Origin of the sequence: Rhizobium sp. RSm-3 (genome assembly GCF_001854685.1) — a bacterium.
GTDB classification, from domain to species: domain Bacteria; phylum Pseudomonadota; class Alphaproteobacteria; order Rhizobiales; family Rhizobiaceae; genus Rhizobium; species Rhizobium ecuadorense.
This window is the reverse complement of the sequence record NZ_MAWZ01000035.1, coordinates 248951-268607: the sequence shown is the minus strand read 5'-3', so window position 1 is coordinate 268607 and position 19657 is coordinate 248951. Positions and strand designations below refer to the sequence as shown.

Annotated in this window: 16 protein-coding genes and 1 riboswitch; of the genes, 5 read left to right on the top strand and 11 right to left on the bottom strand. The window is 60.6% G+C overall.

From position 1 onward, the window contains the following. Positions 1-20: 20 nt before the first annotated feature. The 5 genes from ribN to clpP all read right to left on the bottom strand — a co-directional run bounded on the left by ribN (position 21) and on the right by clpP (position 6914). On the bottom strand, positions 21-929 hold the full coding sequence (ribN, locus tag BBJ66_RS24180) for a riboflavin transporter RibN (RefSeq protein ID WP_443217140.1): 909 nt from the start codon (positions 927-929) through the stop codon (positions 21-23). Positions 930-1112: 183 nt separating this feature from the next. Then, a riboswitch (FMN riboswitch) is annotated at positions 1113-1264 on the bottom strand. Between the two features lie 122 nt (positions 1265-1386). Further along, entirely contained in the window at positions 1387-1662 is a 276-nt protein-coding gene (hupB, locus tag BBJ66_RS24175) for a DNA-binding protein HupB (protein WP_003573937.1), read from the bottom strand. Between the two features lie 206 nt (positions 1663-1868). Beyond that, positions 1869-4286, bottom strand: a complete 2418-nt coding sequence (lon, locus tag BBJ66_RS24170; RefSeq protein WP_049734040.1) for an endopeptidase La — start codon at positions 4284-4286, stop codon at positions 1869-1871. 422 nt (positions 4287-4708) lie between these two features. Then, complete coding sequence (gene clpX / locus BBJ66_RS24165; protein WP_003573940.1) at positions 4709-5986, bottom strand: ATP-dependent Clp protease ATP-binding subunit ClpX; 1278 nt, start codon at positions 5984-5986, stop codon at positions 4709-4711. A 298-nt stretch (positions 5987-6284) separates the two neighbouring features. Further along, the gene (gene clpP, locus BBJ66_RS24160; RefSeq protein WP_003573944.1) at positions 6285-6914 is read right to left on the bottom strand and encodes an ATP-dependent Clp endopeptidase proteolytic subunit ClpP; all 630 of its coding nucleotides are present in this window, start codon (positions 6912-6914) and stop codon (positions 6285-6287) included. A gap of 405 nt (positions 6915-7319) precedes the next feature. Between clpP and BBJ66_RS24155 the strand changes: the two genes are divergently transcribed. Then, positions 7320-8573, top strand: a complete 1254-nt coding sequence (locus BBJ66_RS24155; protein WP_049734149.1) for a GGDEF domain-containing protein — start codon at positions 7320-7322, stop codon at positions 8571-8573. A 140-nt stretch (positions 8574-8713) separates the two neighbouring features. Next, positions 8714-9958, top strand: coding sequence for a cytochrome P450 (locus tag BBJ66_RS24150; protein ID WP_071090418.1), 1245 nt, complete (start codon positions 8714-8716; stop codon positions 9956-9958). Between the two features lie 47 nt (positions 9959-10005). Here BBJ66_RS24150 and BBJ66_RS24145 read toward each other — a convergent pair whose 3' ends face one another. Both BBJ66_RS24145 and BBJ66_RS24140 read right to left on the bottom strand, forming a co-directional pair. Then, positions 10006-12129, bottom strand: a complete 2124-nt coding sequence (locus BBJ66_RS24145; protein ID WP_071090415.1) for a bifunctional diguanylate cyclase/phosphodiesterase — start codon at positions 12127-12129, stop codon at positions 10006-10008. A gap of 234 nt (positions 12130-12363) precedes the next feature. After that, on the bottom strand, positions 12364-12708 hold the full coding sequence (locus BBJ66_RS24140) for a cupin domain-containing protein (protein WP_071090412.1): 345 nt from the start codon (positions 12706-12708) through the stop codon (positions 12364-12366). Between the two features lie 166 nt (positions 12709-12874). Here BBJ66_RS24140 and BBJ66_RS24135 point away from each other — a divergent pair, with 166 nt between their 5' ends. After that, positions 12875-14071, top strand: coding sequence for an adenylate/guanylate cyclase domain-containing protein (locus tag BBJ66_RS24135; RefSeq protein WP_083335614.1), 1197 nt, complete (start codon positions 12875-12877; stop codon positions 14069-14071). Here the strand turns inward: BBJ66_RS24135 and BBJ66_RS24130 are convergent, their stop codons facing one another. The 3 genes from BBJ66_RS24130 to BBJ66_RS24120 all read right to left on the bottom strand — a co-directional run bounded on the left by BBJ66_RS24130 (position 14072) and on the right by BBJ66_RS24120 (position 16811). Then, positions 14072-14815, bottom strand: a complete 744-nt coding sequence (locus tag BBJ66_RS24130) for a hypothetical protein (protein WP_244511737.1) — start codon at positions 14813-14815, stop codon at positions 14072-14074. Between the two features lie 166 nt (positions 14816-14981). Beyond that, the gene (locus tag BBJ66_RS24125) at positions 14982-16265 is read right to left on the bottom strand and encodes an O-acetylhomoserine aminocarboxypropyltransferase (RefSeq protein WP_049734034.1); all 1284 of its coding nucleotides are present in this window, start codon (positions 16263-16265) and stop codon (positions 14982-14984) included. Positions 16266-16382: 117 nt separating this feature from the next. Beyond that, positions 16383-16811 (bottom strand): CoA-binding protein, encoded by a 429-nt coding sequence (locus BBJ66_RS24120; RefSeq protein ID WP_049734033.1) that lies wholly within the window; start codon positions 16809-16811, stop codon positions 16383-16385. 120 nt (positions 16812-16931) lie between these two features. Between BBJ66_RS24120 and BBJ66_RS24115 the strand changes: the two genes are divergently transcribed. Both BBJ66_RS24115 and BBJ66_RS24110 read left to right on the top strand, forming a co-directional pair. After that, positions 16932-17255 (top strand): hypothetical protein, encoded by a 324-nt coding sequence (locus BBJ66_RS24115; RefSeq protein WP_049734148.1) that lies wholly within the window; start codon positions 16932-16934, stop codon positions 17253-17255. 475 nt (positions 17256-17730) lie between these two features. Next, positions 17731-18567: an EamA family transporter gene (locus tag BBJ66_RS24110; RefSeq protein ID WP_049734147.1), complete on the top strand. Its 837-nt coding sequence runs from the start codon at positions 17731-17733 to the stop codon at positions 18565-18567. A gap of 217 nt (positions 18568-18784) precedes the next feature. Here BBJ66_RS24110 and BBJ66_RS24105 read toward each other — a convergent pair whose 3' ends face one another. Continuing rightward, positions 18785-19606: an enoyl-CoA hydratase gene (locus BBJ66_RS24105; protein WP_049734032.1), complete on the bottom strand. Its 822-nt coding sequence runs from the start codon at positions 19604-19606 to the stop codon at positions 18785-18787. Positions 19607-19657 lie beyond the last annotated feature (51 nt).

Sequence of the window (19657 nt, the reverse complement as noted above, 5' to 3'; positions counted from 1 at the left end):
ACATTTTGCGCCGGATCAGCTCAGGCGGGTTGCCGCTCCCTGCGCATCTCGTTGCGCATGATGAAGAGCGAGGCGGAAAGGATGAGGGCTGCTCCGAGCCAGAGGTAGCCCGCCGGCGCATAACCGAAGAACAGCCAGCCGGCGAGCACATTCAGCGGCAGCTTCAAATCGTCGAAAGGCTGGACGTAGGCGGCATCGGCTGAGGCGTAGGCAAGCGTCAGGAAATACTGCGCGACGGCGGTCAGCAGCCCCGCCAGCAGGAACAAGGCAAGCGTTGCACCCGTCGGCACTGCAAAGCCCGCCGCCAGCGCCAGCCCGCCGTTTATCGGGGTCAGCAGCACGAGCAGCCAGACGGTGATCGTCTCCGGCCGCTCGATGCCCGTCAGGCTCTTGGTGATCAGCGACGAGGCGCCCCAGAGCAGCGCCGAGAGCACCGGCAGCAGTGCTGCCCAGCCAAAGCCGTCCGACCATGGCTGCAGGATGATCATCGCACCGGTGAAACCTGCCGCGGTCGCCGCCCAGCGGGCCGGACCGACGCGCTCGCCGAGGAAAAGCCGGGCGCCGAGAATGATGAAGAAGGGCGAGGTCATCACCAGTGCGATCGCCTGCCAGATCGGCACCGAAGCAAGGCCAGCCACCCAGGCCTCGACGCCGAGCGCGGCAAGCAAGACGCGCGCGAGGTGACGCCAGGGATAGCGCGTGCGCATCGCCGCCAGGCCGAGTCTGCGAAGGAGCGGCAGAGAAAAGACAAAGGCGAAGCCATATTGCCAGAAGGCTGCCGAGGCCGAGGGAAAGGCAAGCTTCATCGTCAGCCATTGGGTGACGACGTTGAGCAGCGAAAAGACGATGCCGGCAAGGACCATCCAGAGTGCACCGACAACGGCGCGGGACGGCTCGACCGCAAGGGAATTCTGATTCATGTCTTTCATCCAAACGTACAGCGCCGCGCGTCCTTTCAGACGCGCAAAGGACGCTGTAGCACTTTGAATTGCTGCATAATTTCCTCCCTAAATCGATTCCGATTTAGGGAATTATGCAGGGACCAACATAAATCAGGACGCATGAGGCGACAGCACACTGACGCCGGCAGTCCCCTGCCCGCACGCGGCCATGCTCATTCTCTTTCATCCGGACTATACCGTCGGCTCCGGAATCGCACCGGATCTGCTGACCTTTCCCGGGCGACAGCTCGGCAAAGCGCTCGCGGGCTCGGGCCGAAACCCTTACCGCCGGTGGGGAGTTTCACCCCGCCCTGAGAACAGCTCTGTTGGTAAAACAAAGCGTCGCATGCGGCAAGCGGCGAAATCAAAAAGGGGTCCGGCAAAGCCGAACCCCTTCCAAATCCTGCGCAGCCGGTCTCGTTTACGGCTGGCGGATAATCTCAGATCAGCCGTTGACGGCGTCCTTCAGACCCTTGCCGGGCGTGAACTTCGGCACGTTGCGAGCCGGAATGTCGACTTCAGCGCCCGTCGACGGGTTACGGCCCTTCGATGCGGCACGATGAGAAACGGTGAAGCTGCCGAACCCGGCGAGACGGATGTCGCCCTTGTTCTTGAGTTCACCCTGGACAACGTCAAAAACCGCGTCAACAGCGGAAGCCGCGTCAGACTTCGTCAGTCCTGCCTTTTCGGCGACTGCGGACACGAGTTCATTCTTGTTCATGTTTCCACCCCTTTCTAAATGGTACGAAACGACTCAAAAGTAAGCTAGGCGCAGAATAGGTTTCATCAGGCCCGCCGGGAACCCAAAAGCCCTGCAAATCAAGGAAAAGCAAGCGTCTCCATGACGTTTTCACAAAAAAGGCTGGCGTTTTCGCCAGCCTTTTTCCGTCTTTTCAGCCAATGGGGCATAAATGTGGCCTGGGCCACTCAATGCGCTATGGTTGCGCCCGTCTCATCGAGGCCTTCGACCGAGGTGATGACAGGCGTTTCCACCGTGCCGTCCCATTCGATCGGCTCCGGCCGCCGGATCAGCGCATGCTTGATCACCTCGCCCATGCGGGACACCGGGATGATCTCCATGCTGTTCTTCACATTATCCGGGATCTCCGCCAGGTCCTTGGCGTTCTCCTCCGGAATCAGCACCTTCTTGATGCCGCCGCGAAGCGCTGCGAGCAGCTTTTCCTTGAGACCGCCGATCGGCAGCACACGGCCGCGAAGGGTGATTTCACCGGTCATGGCCACGTGCCTGTTCACCGGGATACCGGTCATGATCGAAACGATCGCGGTCGCCATGGCGACGCCGGCCGAGGGGCCATCCTTCGGCGTCGCGCCTTCCGGCACGTGCACGTGGATGTCGCTCTTGTCGAAGCGCGGCGGCTCGATGCCGAAATCGACAGCACGCGAGCGGACATAGGAGGCCGCTGCCGAGATCGATTCCTTCATGACTTCCTTCAGATTGCCGGTGACCGTCATGCGGCCCTTGCCCGGCATCATCACGCCTTCGATGGTCAGCAGTTCGCCGCCGACTTCCGTCCAGGCAAGACCGGTGACAACGCCGACCTGATCCTCGCCCTCGGCTTCGCCATGGCGGAAGCGCGGGACGCCCAGATAGTCGGAGATGTTGGCAGCCGTCACATGCACGGACTTCGTCTTGCCCTTGATGATCTCGGTGACCGCCTTGCGGGCGAGCTTCATCAGTTCGCGTTCGAAGCTGCGCACACCGGCTTCACGGGTGTACTGCTGGCTGATCGCCATCAGGGCGTCGTCGCTGACCGAGAATTCTTCCGGCTGCAACGCATGTTCCTTGATGGCCTTCGGCAGCAGATGCCGCTTGGCGATCTCGCGCTTTTCATCTTCGGTGTAGCCAGCGATACGGATGATCTCCATGCGGTCCATCAGCGGCGCCGGGATGTTCAGCGTATTCGCCGTGGTGATGAACATCACGTCCGACAGGTCGTATTCGACTTCCAGGTAGTGGTCCATGAAGGTCGAGTTCTGCGCCGGATCCAGCACCTCGAGCAGCGCCGAAGACGGATCGCCGCGATAGTCCTGGCCGAGCTTGTCGATCTCGTCGAGCAGGAACAGCGGGTTGGACTTCTTGGCCTTCTTCATCGACTGGATGACCTTGCCGGGCATCGAGCCGATATAGGTGCGGCGGTGACCGCGGATTTCGGCTTCGTCGCGAACGCCGCCCAGCGCCATACGGACATACTCGCGGCCGGTCGCCTTGGCGATCGACTGGGCGAGCGAGGTCTTGCCGACACCCGGAGGGCCGACGAGGCACAGGATCGGACCCTTGATCTTGGTGGCGCGGGCCTGCACGGCCAGATATTCGACAATACGCTCCTTGACCTTGTCGAGACCGAAGTGATCGGCTTCGAGGATCTTCTCGGCATTGTTGAGATCGGCCTTGATCTTCGACTTCTTGCCCCAGGGAATGCCGAGCAGCCAATCCAGATAATTGCGCACGACGGTGGCCTCGGCCGACATCGGGCTCATCTGACGCAGCTTCTTCAGCTCCGCATCGGCCTTTTCACGGGCCTCCTTGGACAGCTTGGTCTTGGAGATGCGCTCTTCCAGTTCGCTCATCTCGTCGCGGCCTTCCTCGCCGTCGCCGAGTTCCTTCTGGATCGCCTTCATCTGTTCGTTCAGGTAGTATTCGCGCTGGGTCTTTTCCATCTGGCGCTTGACGCGCGAGCGGATGCGCTTTTCGACCTGCAGGACCGAAATCTCGCCTTCCATGAAGCCGAGGGCCTTTTCGAGGCGGGCCTTGACGCTGGTGGTTTCCAGCATCTCCTGCTTCTCGGTGATCTTGATCGACAGATGCGAAGCAACCGTATCGGCGAGCTTGGAATAGTCGTCGATCTGGCTGGCAGCGCCGACCACTTCAGGCGAAATCTTCTTGTTGAGCTTCACATAGCTCTCGAATTCGGAGACGACCGAACGCGACAAGGCTTCCAGTTCGACCGGATCGTCATGCGGCTCCTCAAGCACGTGGCCGAGCGCCTCATAGAAATCCTCGCGGCTGGTATAGGTGTCGATCTCGGCGCGGGCGCGGCCTTCGACCAGAACCTTGACGGTGCCGTCGGGCAGCTTCAAGAGCTGCAATACGTTCGCCACGGTGCCGACCTTGTGGATCGCGGAGGGATCCGGATCGTCGTCACTGGCGTTGATCTGCGTCACGAGCATGATCTGCTTGTCGGAACCCATGACCTCTTCGAGCGCACGGATCGACTTTTCCCGTCCGACGAACAGCGGCACGATCATATGCGGGAAAACCACGATGTCGCGCAAAGGCAGAACAGGGTAGGCAGTACTGCTCGCTACAGACGTTTTCTTCGTCATTTTTAAGTCCTTTCCATCGTCCCGTTGCCGGGCTCTCTGCACGGCCGCTTGGGACCGGCCGCACTCTCACTTGTTGCTACAAGTGGAGGTTCTGACTACGCTTTTCAAGCCACGCTAACGCCCGCGTTCCCCGGATGTGACAGCTTTATTACAACGGAACGCCAACACTATGAAGCGCGTGGCTGGACCGGCGCTTACCATTTTTGATCGGCTAAAATACAAGCGCCGACAATGGGCTTACGGAATCACGGCATCATTGCCCAACCACTCTTCCTTGCGCAACATCGGCCCCTTCCCAACATCGGCAAAGTCAATTCCGGCTCCCACCGGCAAAATACTAACAGTGCCTCGGATGGTTTTTCAAATAGAAAGGGGCCTGCCGATGGCAAGCCCCCAAAATAATCGTGCGAAAGCGCAAAAGGTTACGCCGAAGCGTTGGCCTTTTCTTCCTGACGATCGGCATAGATGTAAAGCGGACGGGCTGAACCGCGCACCACTTCCTCGGAGATGACGACTTCGCGCACGCCTTCCAGCGTCGGAAGTTCGAACATCGTGTCGAGCAGGATCTTCTCCATGATCGAGCGAAGGCCGCGGGCGCCGGTCTTGCGGACGATCGCCTTGCGGGCGATTTCGCGCAGGGCATCCTCGTGGAAGGTCAGCTCCACGTCTTCCATCTCGAACAGCCGCTGATACTGCTTGATCAGCGCGTTCTTCGGCTCGGACAGGATCTGGATCAGCGCATCCTCGTCGAGATCCTCGAGCGTCGCCAGAACCGGCAGACGGCCGATGAACTCGGGAATGAGACCGAACTTGACCAGGTCTTCCGGCTCCAGCTCGCGCAGGACTTCGCCGACGCGGCGGTCGTCCTGGGCCTTGACGGTCGCGCCGAAGCCGATCGACGTCTTCTCGCCGCGGGCGGAGATGATCTTGTCGAGACCGGCAAAGGCACCGCCGCAGATGAACAGGATGTTGGTCGTGTCGACCTGCAGGAATTCCTGCTGCGGGTGCTTGCGGCCGCCCTGCGGCGGAACGGAAGCGACCGTGCCTTCCATGATCTTCAAGAGCGCCTGCTGCACGCCCTCGCCCGAGACGTCGCGGGTGATCGACGGATTGTCGGACTTGCGCGAAATCTTGTCGACTTCGTCGATGTAGACGATGCCGCGCTGCGCGCGCTCGACATTGTAGTCGGCCGACTGCAGGAGCTTCAGGATGATGTTTTCGACATCCTCGCCGACATAGCCGGCTTCGGTCAGCGTCGTCGCATCGGCCATGGTGAAGGGAACGTCGATGATGCGGGCGAGCGTCTGGGCGAGATAGGTCTTGCCGCAGCCGGTCGGGCCGACCAGCATGATGTTCGACTTCGCCAGCTCGACTTCGCCGTTCTTGGAGGCGTGCGCCAGGCGCTTGTAATGGTTGTGAACGGCGACCGACAGGATCTTTTTCGCCTGCCGCTGGCCGATGACATATTCGTCGAGAACCTTGATGATGTCCTGGGGCGTCGGAACGCCGTCGCGGGACTTGACCATCGAGGACTTGTTCTCCTCGCGGATGATGTCCATGCACAATTCGACGCATTCATCGCAGATGAAGACGGTCGGCCCGGCAATCAGTTTCCGGACTTCGTGCTGGCTCTTTCCGCAGAACGAACAATAGAGTGTGTTCTTGGAGTCGCCGCCGTTGCTGCCGCTGACCTTGCTCATATCACTTTCCTTCCAGCACGCCGCATTTCAAGGCGAAATCGCGGTCCACTCAATCAGCTCCTGGCGGCACTCCGTTATCGGAGCCTTTGCCGAGAAGGGCTTCAGGGGGTACGAATCGGGCCCAATTATGTCCGGGTTCCGGCGGCAACGAATTCCCCTTCGAATGCCGAATGCTATGTCATAAAAATTCAACATAGCATTAATGGCTACTATTAGCGTCTTCGTCGCCAGTTGAAAGCCTTGTTCGATCACAAATGAGATAGAACTGTGGCGACGAAAACACCATCCCAATTAATTACTAGGCCTGCTCGCCTTCCATTTCGAGGCGCGAGGTCAGAACCTTGTCGATCACGCCCCAGCCCTGGGCTTCGTCCGCATCCATGAAATGGTCACGATCGAGCGTCTTTTCAACTTCCTCGTAGGTGCGGCCGGTGTGCTTGACATAGACCTCGTTCAGGCGGCGCTTCATCTTGAGGATGTCGCGGGCGTGGCGCTCGATGTCCGAAGCCTGCCCCTGGAAGCCGCCCGAGGGCTGATGCACCATGATGCGGGAATTCGGCGTGGCGAAGCGCATGTCCTTGTGGCCGGCGGCCAGCAGCAGCGAGCCCATGGAGGCGGCCTGGCCGATGCAGAGCGTCGAAACCGCCGGCTTGATGAACTGCATCGTGTCGTAGATCGCCATGCCGGCAGTCACGACACCGCCCGGCGAATTGATGTAGAGGGCGATTTCCTTCTTCGGGTTTTCGGCTTCGAGGAAGAGAAGCTGGGCGCAGACGAGCGTCGCCATATGGTCTTCAACGGCACCGGTCAGGAAGATGATGCGTTCCTTCAACAGGCGGGAATAGATGTCGTAGGAGCGTTCACCGCGGTTGGTCTGTTCCACGACCATCGGCACGAGCGCCATTGCGGTATCGACTGGGTTTCTCATGTGCGTCCTTTGTCAACGTCTCGCCGGCCGGCGCCGGGAATCAAAGAAAATGTCTTATCCCTACATAGAGTGTCCCGGCCCTCCTCTTCAAGACACGCATGCGGATAACGTTAAGAAGCCGGGGCAAGACGGGTTTAGCTGGTAGCCTCTTTCCGCCAAGCGCCTGTTAACGGCGAGCCCATGGCACCGCCCTCCCCGGCTTTTCTCCGCGACAGGATGAAGGAATGCTTACTCCATTCGAGAGTGCTCACGCACGTTTACCCTAGGGAAAGCCTACCGGCAGATATCGGCGTAAAATCATGCCGCAGCGCAGCAGCATTAAGGAAGTGGCGAACTTCCTCGGCAAGGATGCAGGCCAATAAATCGGGGCCGACTTATAAGGCCGACGGGCAAGGGGTTGCTGCCGTGTTCAATATCGCTACAGGTCTCGCCATCTGGTGTTCCGAGGCCATGACGCTCGCTTTGGTGCTGTTCGTCGCCTGGCGCCACAATGTCAGGAACGAGGCCTATCTCTATTGGGGCCTCGGCTTCCTTCTGACCGGCATCGGCTTTGCGATGATCGCGCTGCGTGAGCAGGTCCCCAGCCTGCTGTCCATCGAGATCGGTAATGCCATCGCACTGCTCGGCCAGAGCGCCTGGGTGGCGGGTTTTCTGGCGCTTGACCGCAAGAAGATCGAATGGTGGGCGCTGCTGCCGCCGGTAATCTGGCTCGCCGGGGTCTTCCTGCCCTGGGTCAACAGCGACTATTCAAACCGCGTGGTGCTCTACAATCTCGCTTCGGCGACGGGTGCGACGGCGCTTGCCCTGGCGGTCGCCGCCGGCGACATGCGCCGTGAGCGTACCCGCGTCAAACTGATGGGCGTCTTCGTCATCCAGGGCTGCCTGTGCTTCGGCTCGGCGCTGACGATGGCGCTGACGCTGCCGAGCGATATCGAGGCAACCAATCTCGGCGGCGCCTCGGCCATGGCAAGCGCCTTCCTGCTCACCATCGCCTTCGCCTTCACCTGCCGGCTGATCATGGAGCGATCCGAACGGCACCTGCGCGCCCTCACCCTGACCGATTCGCTGACCGGCGTGCTCAACCGCCGCGGCCTGCTGGGTTATTTCGACGCCATCCAGGAAAAAGCCCATGACGAGCAGCGCCAGGTCGCGGTGATGCTCTTCGATCTCGACCATTTCAAGCGCGTCAACGACCGTTTCGGCCACCAGTCCGGCGATGCCGTGCTGACCGCATTCGCGCGCATGGCCCGCCAATATATTCCGAACAACATCTTCGGCCGTATGGGCGGCGAGGAATTCGCAGCATTCGCCGCAGTTGCGGACCAGACCGAAGCCGAGGCGATCGCCGAAGCGATCCGCACCGAATTCTGCCGCCTGCCCGTCAGCACCGGCGAAGCGATCGTCCCGGCCACCGTCAGCATCGGCATCGCGCTCGCCTCCTCGATCGAAGCCAATATCGACAAATTGATCTCGGCCGCCGACCGGGCGCTCTATGCGGCGAAGGGCGCCGGCCGCAACTGCACGGTTACCTTCGGCGAAGCGGAGGCCGCAGCCCCGGCACCGGCGACGCCCAGCACCACCGCCGGCGAACTCGTGCCGACGGTCGACGACCAAGTCGAGGCGCTGCGGCGCATGGGCACGCTGTCGCGGGCCGGTTAACCGGAAAACCGGAATCAATCCCCGGGGTTAGGCACGGATTTTAATGTGATCGGCGCGTCCTGCGGGCGCGTCGTTTCAGGATGCTCGCCCTCACCCCGCCATCTTTCCGAGGCCCGGCAAATCCGCTAAGCCTTCGGGTCATGACGATACCGCCCTTTCTCTCGATCGACCCCGCCAGCCGCCACGTCTCGCTGGATGCCCGCAATCCTGCCTTCTACGGCAACCCGAATGCCGTCTATGCCGCCCTGCACGCCCATTGCCCGACCTTCTACTGGCGCGAGCAGAAGCAATGGTTCTTCACCGGCTACGACCATGTGAACGGGCTGCTGCGCGACCGCCGCTTCGGCCGGCAGATTCTGCATATCGCCAGCCGCGAGGAGCTCGGGCTTGCCGAGCCGATGCCGCATCTTGCCAGTTTCGATCTCTCGGAACGTTATTCCCTGCTCGAACTCGAACCGCCCGAGCACACGCGGCTGCGCACGCTCGTCAACCGCGCCTTTGTCTCCCGGCATGTCGAGAAGATGAAGCCGGAGCTTGCCGAACTCGCCAACCGGCTGATCGACGGCTTCGCCGACAAGGGTGAGGTCGAGCTGCTGTCGGCCTTTGCCGACATCATCCCGGTGACGATGATCGCCCGGATGATCGGCATTCCCGAGGAGATGGGACCGCAGCTGCTCGCGTGGTCGCACGCCTATGTCCGTATGTACATGTTCGGCCGCACGCGTGCGCAGGAGGACGAGGCCGAACGGGCGGCGAAGGAATTTTCCGACTATGTCAGGACTGTCATCGCCGAACGCCGCGCCGAACCGCGCGACGACCTGCTGACCCACATGATCCATACCGAGCACAAGGGTCAGTATCTGACAGAGGAAGAGCTGATCTCGACGACGATCGTGCTGCTCAATGCCGGGCACGAGGCGACGGTGCACCAGATCGGCAATTCCGTGCGCACCATCCTCGAGAGCGGCTCGGATCCGGCGATGCTCTTCCGCGACGAGGCGGCGACGGAGCGCACCGTCGAGGAAACCCTGCGCATCTGCGCGCCGGTCCACATCTTCCAGCGCTGGGCGCTGGAGCCTGCCGAAATCGACGGCGTCTCCTTCCAGCGCGGCGACAAGGTCAGCCTCATTCTCGCCGCCGCCAATCTCGACCCGGCGAAATTCACCGATCCCCTCGCCTTCCGGCCCGACCGCAACGAGGCGGCAAACCTCTCCTTCGGCGCCGGCATTCATTTCTGCATCGGCGCGCCGCTGGCGCGGCTGGAACTCAACGTCGTGCTGCCGATTCTGTTCGAGCGGCTTTCTGGTCTGAAGCTGGCAAAGACGCCCGTGGTCAAGGATGTCTACCATTTCCACGGGCTGGACCGGCTGGACCTGCAGTGGTGACCCGTTCGGGAGCGCTGATCAGCCGTAGCGGCGGTGAATCCCCGGCGTCAGGCGGCTGACTCTTCCAGCTTGCTGGATATGTCGCGTGCCGACATGGGTCTGCCAATCAGATATCCCTGAAGCTGATCGCAGCCGGCCTCTCGCAAGATCTTCGCCTGGCGGCTGTTCTCGATGCCCTCAGCGGTCACCGGAATTTGCAGGGCGGTCGCCAGGGAAATGGTCGCCCGAAGGACCTCGGCGCCGTTGGCGCCTTCATCGAGGGCGGATACAAGCGAGCGGTCGATCTTCATGCGATCGAACCCGAACTGGCGCAGGGCGCCGATGCTGGCGTAGCCGCAGCCGAAATCATCGAGCGCGAACTTTATGCCGACGCGCTTGAGCTGGTCTATCGACCGGCGGGCCTGATCCGGATTCGTCATCAGCACGCCTTCGGTGATCTCCAAAGTCAGGCGCTTCGGATTGAAATCGAGTTCCTTCAGGACCGAAATCACTTCGGCGGCAAATTCGGGATTGCAGAGCTGGATCGGCGAGACGTTGACCGACAATGCGAGATCCGGCCAGCTCCTGGCATGCTCGATCGATGTTCTCAGCATGTGAACGCCGAGCGCATCGATGAGGCCGCACCTCTCGGCGAGAGGGATGAAAACTTCCGGGCTGATGTTTCCTGTCGGCGTTCGCCAGCGCGCCAGCGCTTCAAGACCGGTGACAGCGCCTGTCGTGGCAGAGACGAGAGGCTGGAAAACGGCCTCGATCGCACCACTGCCGATGGCGCCTTTCAAAAGGCCTTCCAGTTCGGCGATCCTTTGGCGCTCCTCGTCCAGTTCGGGGTCGTATTCGATCGCCTGGCCTCGGCCGTTTGCCTTGGCGCGATAGAGGGCCATATCCGCTCTGCGCAGAAGCTCCAAGGGTTCGATATCTCCATCGCCGGCGGCAGCGCCGATGCTTGCGCCGACTTCGATCGTCCGGCCGTCGATTTTGAAGGGATCGGCAAACAGCGCCAGAATGGTCTTTTCCATCTCTTCGCAGGTCGCGGCCCCGACATGCACCAGCGCAAACTCGTCACCTCCCAGCCGGGCCGCGGCAATGACTTCGGGATGGCAGCCCACCAGCGCGGTCGAAACCAGCCGGATCAAATCGTCGCCGACCGCATGCCCCCAGGCATCGTTCACGGCCTTGAAGCCGTCAAGGTCGACCAGATAGAGCCGTGGCGGCGAAGAGCCCGGCCCCTCCAACTCCGCCAGCAGGCTGAGAAGTCCATGCCTGTTCAACAGGCCGCTCAGGCTGTCATGGCCCGCTTCGAAAAGCGCTGCCTGCGCCAGTTGGCGCAGGCGCCGCGCCTCGGATGCGCCGACCATCAGCACGCCGATCAGGAACAGCGAAAGGATGGCGACGGCGGCCGCGACATAGGGCGCTACCTGCTGAAACACGGTGCTTCCAGGGGCTTTGCTCGGCCAGACGAGATAGCCGATGACGGCCCCTTTGATGTCGGTGATCGGCGTGTTCAGAAATTCCGGCCTGGGCTTCGTCTCAAGGTGCAGGCCTTCGAGTTCATGTTCGTTCGAGAGCATGTCGAGAACTTCGGGCGTAAATTCCTTGTAGAAGCTCAGCGTGCTGAGCTTCGGAAGCTCGGTAGTGGGCTCGTATGGCTGGATCGCCTGCGATGCGAGCAGGGCGATACCGCTTTCGGTCTTGATGAAATTAACCACCGGCGCCCGAGCGGGATCGGCAGCCGCGTTGGTCTGCCGAAAAAAACCTTCGCCGAAAAAGGCGGTCGGCTCGAACGGTTTGCCCTTGGCATATGCGGAGACGATCGAAGACCGGTCGGGGCCGATGACGACCGCGCCGTCATAGAGCGCGTAGTCCTCGCTGGTCTTTCCCCAATTTTCATAGGCCCAATCGGCGGCGGTCGGAGACGAGGCCGCACCATAGGCATCGTCCCATATGGCATTATCCGTTGTCGTCCCGCTCAGGCGCGCCACAAAGGCTGAGATCGCCGCGCGGGCGGCGCGCGTGGCCCGCGCATCATCGATCTCATTCGCCGACCGGGTCATCGTGACGACGACATGCGCCATCAGGCCGGTCAGGACGAGGGCGACGACGAGGAAACAGACCGTTGTCGCAATGATGGAGGACGTTTGAGTCCGAACGTACCTACCTGCAAGAGTCGACATGCAAATTCCGCAAAAGATTAATTGCAAGACCATGTCTGTGAGACGGCAGGAGACATCATGTCCGCTATGCGCTGCGGACGAGATATAGCATTTTGACGATGTAGGCCCGATTAATGGGATTGGTTAAAAGCGTTCTATCTGGGAAAGAGGCGCGGTCATTCGCACAAAGACCGGCCGTCCCCGCCGCAATTCGGGACAGGCCGACCATCATCGGCGGCGATTTGCCGGCGCAGCTTAAACCCTGATCACATAGTCCTTGCGAGTCGTTTCAACGACTTCCCAGGTTCCCTTGAAGCCGGGTCTCAGGATCATCCGGTCGCCCGTCTTCAGATGGACCGGCTCGCCGCCGTCCTCGGTGACGATCGAATGGCCGGACAAAAGGCTGAAATATTCCCATTCCTCGTAGACGATCCGCCACTTGCCCGGCGTTGCCTCCCAAACCCCGGAATAGAGGCCACCTTCGGCCTCCTCCAGGTTCCAGGTGCGGAATTGCGGATCGCCTGAGACGATGCGGCCGGGCTCCGGGGCACCGAACTCCGGTTCGATGCCGTCGATGCTGAAGGTGATGAAATGGGTCATGGTCGTCGTGAACCTCTTCGGTATCCGTGTCCTTCGCAGCAAATGGCAGAAGGGGCGCTGCAGCAACGCATTGCAGATGCCCTAATCCGTATTGGCGAGGCCAGCATTCTTTATCGATCTGTGATCAGCCTGTATATTTCCATGGTCGTGTACCCTGGGGGTCGATATGGGCAGAAGGCTTACCACCATTCTAGCCGCAGACATTGCGCAGTACAGCCAGCACGTCGAAAACGATGAATTTGCCACTCTGTCTCATCTGGAAAAACTTCGCGAGATTATGGACGCCATTATCCGGCGTCATGAGGGGACAATCGCAAATACTGCCGGCGACAGCGTCATTGCCGTCTTCGACAGCGCCGTCGAGGCGGTTCTTGCCGCCATCGACATTCAAGCGGCGCATAAGGCCTACAATGAAAGCGTGCCTTCGCCGCAGCGCCTGAAATATCGGATCGGAATCAATATCGGCGATGTCACCGTGCAGCCGAACGGCGATGTGCTCGGAGGCGGCGTGAACATTGCGGCCAGATTGGAGTCGATCGCGCAACCTGGCGGCATATGCCTTTCCGAGAGCGTCTTCGAACAGGTTGACCGAAAATTGCCGACCGATCTCAAAAAGATCGGGGAACATTATGTCAAGAACCTCGCGAAACCGATCAGCGTTTACGCAATATCGGACACCGATGAGGGCCTCATCGCGCGGTCGAAAAGAAAGTCCGCCGCCCTTGTTCGAAAGCCGGCATTTATTGCCGGGCTAGCAACCCTGACGGTGGCGGCTTTCGGTGCCTCGGTCTTTCTCCTGGCGCAGCAGCGGACACCGGAATGGGCGCAACGGACCTATAAAAGGGACGAGAGCGTTCAGGGCAAATCGGAGAAGGACATCCTGTCGAATTTCGATCTGGTGACGGAAGGGCGTCTTGGCCATTCGAGATATCTGGTCATCCGGACATGGGGAGCCAGCATGGCGGCGCTGCTGGACCTCGCCGCTGGTTTGAAAGGCCACCTTGCCACCATTACCTCCCGCGAAGAGAATGAATTCGTCTATAAGCTGACCCTTGAGAAGCCCGGTTACTGGGTGGTGCAGGATGTCGGCGGAGCGCCGCAAAGCAGCGGGCCGATGATCGGGCTAATGCAGGACGCTGGCGCCGAGGAACCAGCCGGCGGGTGGCATTGGGTCAACGGCGAACCGCTCTCCTATACGGCATGGGCGCGCTATCAGCCGGGGAATTCCGGCGGCCACCAGAATTACGCCCAGTTCCGCGCCGACGGTGCGCAACCGAAGCCCACCTGGGATGACATCGATCCGGCCCAGGATGCCGTGATCATCGAGATCGAGCAAAGCGAAGTCGGGCAGCGGACACCTTAGTTAAATCCGCAAAACCTGCATGCCGACCGACTTCATCTCGTAGTCGAATGGCTTTTGCGAATAGACGCCATGCTTCATATAGAACCGTTTTGACGTGACGAACTTCGGATCGCTCGATGGTTCGTACCTTCCGAACAAGACGCCGCTTCCATTGATCGCCACCGACACGTCGAAGCCGCCTTGTCCATCGAATGCGAGCGTGACGCGAAGATGGTAAGGCGTTCCGTCTCGCCTCAATCGAGGACCATGGTAGGCCGCACCCCGCAGGCCGCGGTTCGGCACGCAGCCCGCCATTCCTTTTCCGCGTGTATAATCGCTGTCGAACCGCAGGGCATCGCCACCCGTCCAGCGTAGGCTCATCGGCGGAGAACATCCGATCCGCCCGTCGTGAATCTGGAACAGAATGAAGTCGTCACTCTGGGCTGTCTTCATCGAAACGGTGGTGTCGAAGACGTATGAAACCTTGCTGCCGACCGAAATGTTGCCCGAATTGATTTCGGATCGTTGCTTGAAAATTCCGCCGCTGCAGTGGTTGGAGCTTCGGTGAAAGACATAGGCGCCGCCCGAACGGTTTATCCCGCCCGGATCGACACCGCATGAGGTCTGCCATCCAAGCGAAACCTTTCGACCTTCAGCCCCGTCGGCGGTCGCCGTTCCCATCGCCGCAGCAATGGCCGCGACGAGCACAAAAGTCATATTTCTCATATCCCCTACCCTCCGCAATCGGCACTCGCCATGCCTCACCGCATGGTATCACCGACAGCGACATCGCAGGATTCATCCAAAATAGGCAGGTCGTTGCCAACCGGTGGCTTAACCACACCGGCGGTTCTGGATCGCGACATCGTTTGAGGCATGGGCGGAGCCTCCGTCCATGCCTGTCACCTAGCTTCGGACGGGCGCTTTCCAATCAGATCTTCGAGAGCGCCTGTTCGAGATCGGCGATGATGTCCTTGACGTCCTCGATGCCGACGGAAAGACGGACGACATCCGGCCCGGCGCCGGCTGAGGTTTTCTGCTCGTCGCTCAACTGCCGGTGCGTCGTCGAGGCCGGATGGATGACGAGCGAGCGGGTGTCGCCGATATTGGCAAGATGGGAGAAGAGCTGCAGCCCCTCGACCAGCGTCTTGCCCGCCTCATAGCCGCCCTCGACGCCGAAGGTGAAGACGGAGCCTGCGCCTTTCGGCGAGTAGCGCTGCTGCAGGGCGTGGTTCGGGTCGTCGTCGAGGCCGGCGTAGTTCACCCAGGCGATCTTGCTGTGTGCCTTCAGCCATTTCGCCACCGCGATCGCATTGTCGCTGTGGCGCTGCATGCGCAGCGGCAGCGTTTCGATGCCGGTCAGGATCAGGAAGGCGTTGAACGGCGAGATCGCCGGGCCGAGATCGCGCAGGCCGAGCACGCGGGCCGCGATCGCAAAGGCGAAATTGCCGAAGGTCGCGTGCAGCACCATGCCGTTATATTCCGGCCGCGGGCTCGATAGCATCGGGTAATTGCCGGATTTCGACCAGTCGAAGGTGCCGCCATCGACGATGAGGCCGCCCATGGAATTGCCGTGGCCGCCGAGAAACTTCGTCAGCGAATGCACGACGATATCGGCGCCGTGCTCGATCGGGCGGATGAGATAGGGGGTTGCCATCGTATTGTCGACGATCAGCGGCAGGCCGTTGCGATGGGCGACATCGGCAATGGCGGCGATATCGACGAAGGTGCCGCCTGGATTGGCGAGGCTCTCGATGAAGATGCCGCGCGTCTTCTCGTCGATCTGGCTTTCGAAGCTTGCCGGATCAGCGGAATCGGCCCAACGCACCTGCCAGCCGAAATTCTCGAAGGCATGGCCGAACTGGTTGATCGAGCCGCCGTAGAGCTTGCGGGCAGCGATGAAATTTTCGCCAGGGCGCATGATGGTATGGAAGACGATCATCTGCGCCGCATGGCCGGAGGCGACGGCAAGGGCTGCCGTGCCGCCTTCGAGTGCTGCGACGCGCTCCTCGAGCACGGCCTGCGTCGGGTTCATGATGCGGGTGTAGATATTGCCGAAAGCCTGCAGGCCGAAGAGGGCGGCGGCATGATCGGAATCGTTGAAGACGAAGGCGGTCGTCTGATAGATGGGCGTTACCCGTGCGCCGGTCGCCGGGTCGGGCTGGGCGCCTGCATGTATCGCCAACGTGTTGAATCCCGGATCATTCTTGGCCATGTCGTCCTCCAATTATTGCTGACGGACGGGATCATAGCCGCTTGAAGACGAAAGTTAATCGCGATCCGTTTCAACCCAAGGGCGTTCGGTGGAAAATCCGTCTCTCCAGACCGCAACTCAGGCAATGAGACGGGGATATTCGATCGCCGGGCAGCGGTTCATCACCACCTTGATGCCGGCGGCCTCAGCCTTTGCCGCGGCTGCATCGTCGCGGACGCCGAGCTGCGACCAGATGATCTGCGGCAACCGCCTCAGCGCTAAGACCTCCTCGACAACGCCGTCCAAATATTCGGAAGCGCGAAAGACGTCGACCATGTCGATCGGCACGGGAATGTCGGCAAGCCGGGCATAGACGGTGCGGCCCTGGATCTGTTTGCCCGCCTGCCCCGGGTTGACGGGAATGACCTCATAGCCGCGCGACAGCAGATAACCCATGACGCCGTTGCTCGGCCGCGCCGGATTGGGCGAAGCGCCGGTCAGCGCGATGGTCTTTACCGAATGCAGGATTCCGGCGAGATAGTTATCCGTGTAGCTGTCATGATTCATGTCCGCTTCTCCGCTTGCGAAGGCCTTTGGCCACGGCGCGCATGATTTTTTGCTTTTGCATGAAACCAGCTGCGCGGCTTTCCCGTATATATGAATTGGATATTTCCTGAGGATGATTCGATGAAAAAAATCGCTCTTGCCCTCATGCTCGTGCTCGCAGCATCGCCAGCCCTGGCAATCTCGCGGTACAATCCGCTCACCATGAGCTGCGCCAGCGTGCGCGCCGCCATCCATAATCAGGGCGCCGTCATCTTTCGCTATCAGTCCCCCCGCGGTCTGCCGCTCTACGATCGCTACGTCCGCAACAGCAATTATTGCGACGCGACCGACTATGCGGAGTGGACCCACATCCCCTCGAAAGACGATCCCCGCTGCCCCGTTCTGAACTGTCAGAACATAGACAACCTTGACGGGATGCTGTTCGTTCCGCATTATCAGCTCTGATGTTTTTCTCCATCATGACCGACGCCGAACCGAAACGCCTTCCGCGGTTGCGAGAAGTTCGAACTCAATCGCGCGCTGCGATTTATTAAAGATAACACAACTTACGGCTTTGATTTTCCCCTATATCAAAGCTATAGAATAATATCTATATTTCAGCATCATAGAATAATCCTCTTCGGAATTCCGACAGGCACTTTCCCTTTTTGTTCATGATAAAACCCTTATGCGTTCCTACGTAAATTAGAAACATCTCATAGTTGAAAGCGTCACCTGGATTGAACGCATATCGCGCGCACGTAAAAATTGCCGCGACAATCAACATTGTTCCCCTACGGAAAGGATGTTATTGGACATATGAACGCATCCGGAACCGCCTCGCGTTCATTTTCGTGCAAATGCCAGTTGTCTTTTCAAGAGGTTGCCCCGCCCGAGGGCGAAGCGTCTTCTCTTCCCCATCTGTTTGCGGATTTATCCCTTGCCTCTCGACGTCATCCTGCTCGTTCTCTTCGGCGCTTTGCTGCATGCGACATGGAACGCCATCGTCAAGGCCGGCAGCGATAAATCCCTCGATGCGGCGCTGATCTCGGCCGGTGGCGCGGTTTCGGCGCTGCCGTTCCTGGCATTTCTGCCGTTGCCGGACAGCGCGTCCTGGCCGTTTATCGGCGTCTCTGCCATCCTGCAGTTCGCCTATTTCCAACTGGTCGCCGCTGCCTATCGGGCCGGCGATATCGGCCTCGTCTACCCACTGATGCGCGGCTGCGCCCCGCTGCTGATCGCCGCGACAAGCGGCTTCATTCTGAAGGAAAATCTTTCCGGCGGCGCCCTTGCCGGCACGATGACGATCTGCGCGGGCGTGCTCACCCTAGCTCTGGAGGCGCGGCACGGCAGCAGCCGCGCCGTCATGCTCTCGCTTGTCAATGCCTGCGTCATCGCCAGCTACACCTATGTCGACGGCATCGGCGCACGCATTTCCGGCAATGCGGTGTCCTACACATTATGGATGTCGCTGCTGCCACCGGTGCTGCTGTTTTCCTGGGCGGTTTCGCAACGCGGCACCCTGGCCGTGGCCCATCATATCCGCCGCAACTGGTGGCGCGGCCTGATCGGCGGCGCCGGCTCGATCGCCTCCTACGGGCTGGCGCTGTGGGCGATGACGAAAGCCCCGGTCGCAACCGTTGCGGCCCTACGCGAAACCGCGATCCTCTTTGCGCTGGTGATCTCGATTACCGTCTTCAAGGAAAAGGCCAGTGTCTGGCGCTACGTCGCCGGCGTCGTCATCGCCATTGGCGGGCTGGTTCTGAAACTGGCGTGATTACTAGAGGCTTTCCTGGTCAGATTAAAGCATTCTGTTGGCTCAAACGGAGTCGGGTGGTCGACCGGCCGGCGCGCGTCCGAAGGGCCGGGCATGTTTCCGCCAGGATCAGAGGCGATCGGCTCGGACGTACCAAGGGGTATGCCCACCGCCAATCGCCTCTGATCCTGACGAAAACCTGCTCCGGCAGAATGCTTCAAGCTGACCAGGAAAGGCTCTAGCCCTTCCATTCCGGCAGGCGCTTGCCGAGGAAGGCGCCGATCCCTTCCTTGGCATCCTGCGTCAGCATATTGTCGACCATCACCCCGGCGGCATAATCATAAGCGGCCTCGACCGGCAGTTCGAGCTGCCGGTAAAAGGCTTCCTTGCCGATCTTCAGGGTCAGCGGCGATTTGCTCGCGATCACGCCCGCATATTTGGCAACGACCTGCGCCAGATATTGCTTCGGCACGATACGGTTGATGAGGCCGAAATCCTTGGCGGTGGAGGCGTCGATCGTCTCGCCGGTCAACAGCATCTCCATCGCCTGTTTGCGATGGGCGGCACGGGAAACCGCCACCATCGGCGTCGAACAGAACAGGCCGATATTGACGCCCGGCGTGCAGAATGTCGACGTATCCGTGCAGATCGCCAGATCGCAGGAGGCGACGAGCTGGCAGCCGGCCGCCGTCGCCAGCCCGTCGACCTCGGCGATGACGGGCTTCGGCAGATGCGTGATCTTCAGTATCAGATCGGCGCAGAGCCGGAAGGCCCTCTCGAAGAAACCGGCTCCCTGATCCTCATCAGCACGATGGGCGGTGAGTTCCTTGAGATCATGGCCGGCTGAGAAGACATTGCCGGTCGAGGCGATGACGACGACGCGCACGCTCGCATCCGATCCGGCGTTTTCGAGTTCGGCGATCAGCGCTTGGAGAAGTGCGACCGTAAGCGCATTGGCCGGCGGGTTGTTGAGCACGAGGCGCAGCACGCCGTCGCGCAACGAGCGGAGCAGCAATCCATCTGCCCTGCCTGCGTCCGGGAAGGATACGATTTCGGCCATGATGCTGCTCCCTGCGCTCGATTTCCAGACTGAGGTATTGCCACAAGGCGC

Bases quoted from the DNA above. Each gene is read 5' to 3' on its own strand.
- ribN (WP_443217140.1), bottom strand. From the start codon at position 929: ATGAAAGACATGAATCAGAATTCCCTTGCGGTCGAGCCGTCCCGCGCC.
- hupB (WP_003573937.1), bottom strand. From the start codon at position 1,662: ATGAACAAGAATGAACTCGTGTCCGCAGTCGCCGAAAAGGCAGGACTG.
- lon (WP_049734040.1), bottom strand. From the start codon at position 4,286: ATGACGAAGAAAACGTCTGTAGCGAGCAGTACTGCCTACCCTGTTCTG.
- clpX (WP_003573940.1), bottom strand. From the start codon at position 5,986: ATGAGCAAGGTCAGCGGCAGCAACGGCGGCGACTCCAAGAACACACTC.
- clpP (WP_003573944.1), bottom strand. From the start codon at position 6,914: ATGAGAAACCCAGTCGATACCGCAATGGCGCTCGTGCCGATGGTCGTG.
- BBJ66_RS24150 (WP_071090418.1), top strand. From the start codon at position 8,714: ATGACGATACCGCCCTTTCTCTCGATCGACCCCGCCAGCCGCCACGTC.
- BBJ66_RS24145 (WP_071090415.1), bottom strand. From the start codon at position 12,129: ATGTCGACTCTTGCAGGTAGGTACGTTCGGACTCAAACGTCCTCCATC.
- BBJ66_RS24140 (WP_071090412.1), bottom strand. From the start codon at position 12,708: ATGACCCATTTCATCACCTTCAGCATCGACGGCATCGAACCGGAGTTC.
- BBJ66_RS24135 (WP_083335614.1), top strand. From the start codon at position 12,875: ATGGGCAGAAGGCTTACCACCATTCTAGCCGCAGACATTGCGCAGTAC.
- BBJ66_RS24125 (WP_049734034.1), bottom strand. From the start codon at position 16,265: ATGGCCAAGAATGATCCGGGATTCAACACGTTGGCGATACATGCAGGC.
- BBJ66_RS24120 (WP_049734033.1), bottom strand. From the start codon at position 16,811: ATGAATCATGACAGCTACACGGATAACTATCTCGCCGGAATCCTGCAT.
- BBJ66_RS24115 (WP_049734148.1), top strand. From the start codon at position 16,932: ATGAAAAAAATCGCTCTTGCCCTCATGCTCGTGCTCGCAGCATCGCCA.
- BBJ66_RS24105 (WP_049734032.1), bottom strand. From the start codon at position 19,606: ATGGCCGAAATCGTATCCTTCCCGGACGCAGGCAGGGCAGATGGATTG.